The sequence below is a fragment of the Rhodovulum bhavnagarense genome, from assembly GCF_004343505.1.
Classification (GTDB): domain Bacteria; phylum Pseudomonadota; class Alphaproteobacteria; order Rhodobacterales; family Rhodobacteraceae; genus Rhodovulum; species Rhodovulum bhavnagarense.
In genome coordinates, this window is the sequence record NZ_SLXU01000009.1 from 100,804 (window position 1) to 106,811 (window position 6,008).

The following is a 6,008-nucleotide window of genomic DNA, read 5'->3' on the forward strand; positions in this document are numbered from 1 at the left end:
GGTCAGTCCTTTTCCGAAGTAAAGCCGATTCGGGAACGCCCCTGGGCTTCGTCCAATTCTATGGAAAAGGCTTCGCGGGCGTCTTGGAAGATCGCTTCACAAATTTCAGTCATGACGCTTTCCACATCTTCCCCAAGGTGGAATTGTCGTTCCCGGTTCCCGACAGTTAGGCGGACGCCCCCACCGAAAGGGTGAAACTCCAAGACGGTTCGAACCCAGGTCGCGCCCCTGTCCGATTGGTTTCCGATTTCAGTGCAAACACCCATGCGGATCGGTTCCAGGTAGATCGTGCCCCGCCCATGGCTATCGAAGGCCGCGCCACGGTAAAGCGCGCGTGGGTCAAAATCACCTTCCGGCGGGACCGCATTTGCCGCCGTCTTTGGTCCACCCAAATAGGCGACATAGGCTTCCACGATTTTCGGCCCAATGGCCTTCACCTTCTTGTAGAAAGCCCATGTTTCTTCGCCGTATTTCTTCGTCAGCGCCTGAAGCTCTTCATATCTGGTCTCTGCCATTTCCTGCCCTTTTCTCAAATCAGTTACCGATTCATCCAAGCCGACTTTACCACGGGGGGCGTTCTTGTGGGGGCGGCTTTCGTGGAGACTTCCGCTTCCCGGCGTCCCAGGTCAACTCCCACCAGCGGGCGCACTGCGAGCGCGTAGACCATGCAGTCCAAGGATTCCGCCCGCCTCCCCGTGATCCGTTCCCAGACGCGGACAGGTGCCCCGCGCTTGTAGCGCACCAGACGGCGTTCGCTGGCGAGTTCTTCGAAGAACCTGTCTTCCAGGGTATCGCTGAAGCGGACAGTTCGCCCCCGCGACAGGTGGGACGCCAGCGTGGCCTTCAGCCCGTCCACGCCCAGGATGAACAGGCGGGACCCGCGCGTCTCGCTGGCCTTGATCGACGGACGCGCCCCAGGTGCCCCCTTGATTGCCACGATCCGGCGGGCGAAGCGCGGACGGCAGAAAGACATAACCGGGTCCATGGTCTCGCCGTCCCCGGCGTCGATTGCCACCGCGTCCAGGCGCAAGGTCCCGCCGCCGGGGTGCGGCCACTGGCCCCGAAGGAAGTCGTCCAGTTCCGCCCAGGTATGATCTTCGTGGGGGCTGCCCCAGATGACGTGTTGCGCCAGGACGAAGTAATCGGTCTTCCCGTGCCCCAGAATCACGATCTCCAGGCGGTCCCGCTGCACGTCGACTCCGGCGGTCAGGACCAGCACTTCCGGGGGTAGCGCATCCAGGCCGAACCGTTCCCGACGCGATGCCAGGGCGGCTTCGTCGATCTCTTCCGCCGCCTCTCGCCAGCCTTCTGCCAGGATTGTGTTGACGAAGGTTTGCAACTGGTCCGGGTGCGCCTTGGCCGCGATGAATTCCGCCGCCAGCTTGCCCCAGGACGCATTCGCCAGCGTGGACACCAGCGCGTTGAGTCGGAAGCCCGCGTGGCCTTCGATCTCGGGGCGCATGGCCCGCCACGCCCCGGCTTCCACCATGCCCGCTTTGTGCTTTTCGTCGATCAGGGACTCGCAATGGGGGCAACGGAAGGCCGCCGTCTGGGGCTTGTCCGGTTCCCATTCGATATGCCGCCACTGGATTTCGGTGAAGGCCCCACAATCCGGGCACGGGACTTCGAAGACCCGCTGGTCGCTCTGGGCGTAGGACCGCAGCACGTTGGACGTGTCCAGCAGAGTCGGTGTACTGCCCAAGATGATCTTCCGGTTTGCGAAGCTGAGGGTCCGCCGCTCGGCCAAGGTGATCGGGCTGCCTTCGGCGGACGGTTCCATGGCGTCGGCTTCGTCGATCAGAAGAATTCGGACATTGTGGCGGCGCAGGTTCCGGGGGCTCTTGGCAGCGACGATCTTCAGCGACCCGCCGGGGAAGCGGCGGGACAGAAGCGTGGACCGCCCGGACTCGTCGGCGTCGCCAGAAATGAGCCCGCGCAAGGCCGGGGTAGCGTCGAAGATCGGTTCCAGGTCGGAGACGACATAATCGCGGGCGTCCGCTTCCGTGGGCAGAAGGGCCAGGATCGGGGACGGCTCATTGGCGACGTAGGACGCCAGCGCCCCGGTGAGCAAGGTCGTGAACCCGACGCGGACGGGCTTCACCAGCGTCACACGCTCCACCAGCGGGTCGCTGATAGCCTGTGCAATGCCGCGCTGGTAGGGCCAGAGGGTAACGCGCCCAGGGAGGGCAGAGACGCCTTCGGGAAGCCGCATGTGGGCTTCCATCCAATCCCCCAGGGACAGGTGCGGTGGCGGCTTCAGAGCGGCCAGGGCGCGGGCACGGGTGGCGGTCAGGATTTCATTCGTCATGGCTTGCCTCTTCGAGCGCGTCGCGGACTTCGCGGTCGATCATCTGCACGTCATGGGCGGTCAGGTGCCCAAGCCGCTGTTGAACGCGGGCGGGAATGGCGAGCATGGCGGCGCGCACGTCCCGAAGGACCGATGCCCAGGCGGATTCGACTTCGGCCACGGGGACCAGCGTCGCGCGGGTCTTGGCGTTCGCCAGTTCGATCTTCTCGGCATTGGCGCGGGCCAGCCGCAGCTTCTCCGCGTTCAGGTCCGGGTCCGTCGATTGTCGCCCCCGCTGCCCCGCCCGCAGGTGTTCCACATAGGCGCGAATGGTTGGTTGCAGATCGAAGCGCCCGTCCGTCCGGGGGATGACGCCTTCGCGGGCCAGCGCATGAATCCGGGCGGTGGACAGGTTCAGCCATTCCGACAATTCGGCGGCGGTCACGGTCTCGCCAGGAGAGGTTTCAGGGCCGCCGCCCAGGATGGCTTCGATCTCGGCGTCATAGGCAGTCATGCGCGCCCCCGTTCTCTAGGATTTCTGGAAATTCCAGAGTGAGCCGGAACGCGGGAGTTGGATTCCCGATTCCAGAAATTCTGGAGAGCGTGAAAAGCCGGGGCTCCGCGCCCCCCGCGACGCGCCACGCCCAGGAGGGACCCGTGCGACAAGTGCGACATGTGTTCCATATGAGCCCCTAGTGCCGGGATTCCGGTGTTCTCGCGCGCGTAAGGCGATAATTGGATGACATGTCGCACATGTCGCAGATCAAGGGATTTCAACGGGTTAGAGGATTTCGAAGTCATCGGTGAAGTCCTCCTTCTGCACGCGGAGTCCGCGATACCCACGCCCCCGAATTCCCAAAGTGTCCTTGATCGCGTCAAATCCACGCTGAGAAAGCGTCTCAGGGAAAGACCGCTTCCTGTTTCCAGGGTGTTCCCCGATTTCCAGGGCGAAGGCGTTCCAGGAATCCCAGAGGTTCGCCGTCGTGTCCGCAACGTGTTTCCCGGTCTCGCAGCACTCTTCAATCCATTGCGCGAAAATGTCCTGTTCCGCGAAGTAGGCTTCCGTCGCGCGCCGCGCGACTTCCGGGCGGAAGAGCCCGTGCGCTTGCCAGTCCAGGCAACCTTCGATCATCCACGACAGAATCCCCGGCCATTCCGCCTTCAGTTTTGCGGGAAGATCGGCGTCCTTCTGTTTCGGGGGATGATCGAAGGGCAGGATGATGAACCGCCGCTTCACGGCTTCGTCCACGCTGGTCAGGGACGGGGCGTTGTTACCCACGATGACCAGTTTCATTTGAGGCGTGAATTCGAAGCTGTTCTGGCGCATGAAGCGCGCCGTGATCTTGTCCCCGCCCGTGAGCGCCTTGATACGGTTTTCCGCCCAGGCCCGCCCCTTTTCGGTTTCCGACGCCCAGGCCAGCCGCGCCCCGTCCAGGCGGGCAATCTCTTCCGGGTGTGCATCGTGCTTGGCTGCCGTCAGAGTCGAGGTCGCCACGTTGATGGAATACTCGCCCAGGATGTCCGCCATGGTGTTGATCGCCGTGGACTTTCCTGAACCCCCGCGCCCGTAGACGAAGACCAGAGCGTGTTCTTTGGTTTCGCCGGTCAGGCAATAGCCGCCCCACATACGAAGGAAGCGGATGGCTTCCGCGTCCCCGTCCAGGGCTTCGTCCAGGAAGGCCAGCCACCGGGGGCAGTCGCGCGCCGGGTCGAACCGTTCCAGCGGCACCGGCGGGGCAGCGGTCAGCCGGGAAATATGGTCCGCCGGATCACCGTCCCGAAGGACTCCCGTCCGAAGGTCCACCGTCCCCTTGGGCGTCCCCAGAAGCCACGGGTCCCGGTTCCAGTCCGCCGACGTGGCGACGAATTCCCGAACCGTCCGCGCGCCCCGTTCGATGGCTTCCCAGACATTGACCTTGCGAAGCGGCTTCGCCTTCGGATCGTCGTCCGCCATGCTGGTGGCAAGCTGGCGGGCGTAGTGGTGCGCCAGCTTCGTTTCTTCCCGCCGCCAGGAATTCCCGTCGAACCGGAACCAGCTTCCCGCCGCATGATCGAACCGCAATTCATCCTTGTGGGCCGCCGTGAAGGCCCGGATCACGCCGTCTTCGTCCAGTTCGAAGTCGTGGTCCGTTCCCGGCGGGTCGATCCCCAGGATATGGGCAGCCTCCACGTCCGGGTCGTCCAGATCGTCGAAGAGCGCGATGATTTCCGCCCCTTCGCCCGTGATCCGCGCGCGGGCGTTCTGAAGGGTCCGGTCCTGTTGTCGATCCCCCGCGCGATGCCACCACGCGCCCGCGTCGCCGTCATCCTGGGCGATTTCATCGCGGGCTTCCTCTTCGCTCATGCCTTCGCGGAATCGGTCGCAAAGGAATTTGAACCCGATGCCCGAACCGGACTCGTCCCCGCCCTTGGGGCTGGCCTTCCCGGCGGCCCGCTTGAACGCGGGGCCATGGTCACGGATCAGCCATTCCAGATCGGCGCGCTTCACGGGGCGGATGGTCGACTCGTCGCCAAGCTGGTCTTCGGTGACAGTGAAGTATCGCCCGCCCAGGAACAGGGCGATTTCGGTATGACCGCCCAGGGAGAATTCGGCACCGCCCTTCGGCGTGACCAGCCCCGCGTCCCGCAACGCGGCCATGTCCGAATCCCGGCAAAGGAACAGGATGTGGGCACCCGTGCCGCTCGGGGACCGTTCGGTGTAGCTCTTGAAGCGGTCCACCACGGCGGACGCCCAGGGGGCCAGCTTGTCGCCGTCCAGGCACCCGTCCAGATCGACGCCACACAGCCGCCAGCCGCGCACCTGGGGCACGGGGGCGAACATGACGCCAAGCCCCGAAGGCCGCCCGTTCTGAAGCCCTTGGGCGCGCTTGTGAGCGGCTTTCCGGCTGCCCCAGGTGCCGGGGCTATCAGACTTCGCCGCGCGCCCCGTGGAGGGGTTCACGGGCAGCTTTCGCCCGTCGCTGTTCTCCCTCCACGCCACCCAGATCGGGGCTTCCTTCAGGTCGCCCAGGGTGACAGTGGGGTTGCCCTTGCGGGGCTTGGTGTGGTATTTAGATACCGCGCTAGTCATGTGCCAACTCCATGGTGGATGGTTATCGTCTTGAGTCCTCAGTTCGCTCCCGCCGCCCAGGATGACGCCCCTGGGCGGCGGAATTCGTTTCCCCGAAGAGTTCCGAAAGGTTTGACAATCGTTCTGAAAAGCGTTGGGATTCAGTGAGGCGATTTCACCGGGTTTGACACTGTAGAGCTTTGTTTTCGCTCAGTTCGTCCAGTTCCTGTCTCTCCGCCACATTCAGACACTGAATCCGTCCAAGGGCCCCGATTGGGGCCTTTTTTCTTTTTGTTTCAAAGGGCGTTGGCAGGTCCATCCGCCCTTCGGAGACTGGGCGCTTTACGCATAATGCGTCTCCGAACGGCCTGCGTCTCTCTTCGAGCGCCCCTCGACTGTCACGGGACGGCGTGAAACATCCTCGCATTTCCAGTGGGTTGCCGCGCTCATGGGGTCGTCCCGTTCGCGAGTTAATCCGGTGACGGAGACGGACACGAAGGCGCAGGGCGGCCAGAAGGGCGGCTCCGTGGCGGCCGATGCGTTCCTGATCGGCACCGAGATGCCGGGGCTGACGACCATCGTAAGCGTCGTCTGACGGTCACCCGGCTTTCAGCTTGACGGCCGGAAATTCCACGGGAGCAGTTCGTCGAGCCGGCTTTGGGGATGGCCGTT

Annotated in this window: 4 protein-coding genes; all 4 read right to left on the reverse strand. The window is 64.0% G+C overall.

Annotated elements, in window-relative coordinates; translation table 11 throughout:
• Positions 1-2 precede the first annotated feature (2 nt).
• Positions 3-515 carry a hypothetical protein gene (locus EV663_RS10450; protein WP_132951739.1) on the reverse strand — a complete coding sequence of 171 codons (513 nt, stop codon included), beginning with the start codon at positions 513-515 and terminating at the stop codon, positions 3-5.
• 23 nt (positions 516-538) lie between these two features.
• Complete coding sequence (locus tag EV663_RS10455; RefSeq protein WP_132951740.1) at positions 539-2,308, reverse strand: phage terminase large subunit family protein; 1,770 nt, start codon at positions 2,306-2,308, stop codon at positions 539-541.
• On the reverse strand, positions 2,298-2,801 hold the full coding sequence (locus EV663_RS10460) for a terminase small subunit (protein WP_132951741.1): 504 nt from the start codon (positions 2,799-2,801) through the stop codon (positions 2,298-2,300). The genes EV663_RS10455 and EV663_RS10460 overlap by 11 nt, the downstream gene beginning before the upstream one ends.
• Before the next feature lie 267 nt (positions 2,802-3,068).
• Positions 3,069-5,096 (reverse strand): phage/plasmid primase, P4 family, encoded by a 2,028-nt coding sequence (locus tag EV663_RS10465; RefSeq protein ID WP_165910177.1) that lies wholly within the window; start codon positions 5,094-5,096, stop codon positions 3,069-3,071.
• Between the last annotated feature and the right edge of the window lie 912 nt (positions 5,097-6,008).